The 1011-nt window shown below is 39.5% G+C and carries 2 protein-coding genes; both read left to right on the top strand.

Features of this window, described 5'->3' with window-relative positions:
• On the top strand, positions 1–262 hold a 262-nt coding region (locus EI28_RS15130; RefSeq protein WP_231476834.1), incomplete at its 5' end, for a hypothetical protein.
• Between the two features lie 167 nt (positions 263–429).
• On the top strand, positions 430–1011 hold a 582-nt coding region (locus EI28_RS13720), incomplete at its 3' end, for a DEAD/DEAH box helicase family protein (RefSeq protein WP_155937447.1).

Below are 1011 nucleotides of genomic sequence, written 5' to 3'. Positions count from 1 at the left end.
AATTGTTCAAGATATATTCGAGCTGATTTTCACATCGGCCATAGTAATTGCAGATTTTTCTCAAAGAAATCCAAACGTTTTCTACGAGGTCGGGATAGCACATACATTAGGGAAAGAGGTAATTCCAATTGCTCAAAATGAAGGTGATATCCCATTCGATCTACATCATCACCGGGTCTTGTTATATCATAACAATAACGAAGGGAGAGAGGCTTTGAAGGAAGGTTTGTTGACGAGGTTAGAAGTATTAAAAGGACGATAAGATAGAGCCCCAACTAATATGTTACTCCAATTGTAACGCGAATGTTCCTGACTATAGGAATTTCTCTATACGCTTCATTGTAGCAGCGCTATAACATCATCATTCCTCTCACCAGAAATCGACACCGTCTTCATCTCAAAACCTATACAACCTATTAGGGGATTAAATTGGACTTTAATAAGTTACTCGGAAAATCGCAACAGGCAAAAATTATTGACCCAATTGAAATTTTCAATAATCTGGATAAAGATGGTGATAAAGCCTACTTGTGGCCAGGACAAAAATCGGTTCTAGAGTCATGGGATCAAGATCATCGTTCTGAAAAAGACACAATTGTTAAACTGCACACAGGGCAAGGGAAAACGTTAATCGGATTGTTGATGCTTCAATCTTTATTGAATGAGGGGAAAGGGCCAGCCCTTTACCTTTGTCCAGACAATACCCTTGTTACACAGACTGTCAAGCAAGCAGAGGCATTTGGGATTAGAATCGTTGAGGGTTCTAAAGAATCAACCGCCTTGCCCCGTGAATTTTTAAACAGTGAGGCGATTTTCATAACAAGTTGCCAAAAATTATTCAATGGCAAGTCCGTCTTTGGTGTTGAAGGAACAGGTAGAGAGATTAAAGAAACTGGTGCTATTGTCATCGATGATGCTCACAGATGCTTAGAGATAATCCGTGACGCTTTTTCAATTCGTAGTTCCAAATACATTGATCCTTCAGATCCCAAATCTGGTGAAAACCCAGTC

It is taken from the genome of Methanoculleus sp. MH98A, assembly GCF_000691865.1.
In the GTDB taxonomy this organism is placed as follows: Archaea; Halobacteriota; Methanomicrobia; order Methanomicrobiales; family Methanoculleaceae; genus Methanoculleus.
Note: the sequence above shows the minus strand (reverse complement) of the source record. Positions and strands in the feature narration are given on the sequence as shown.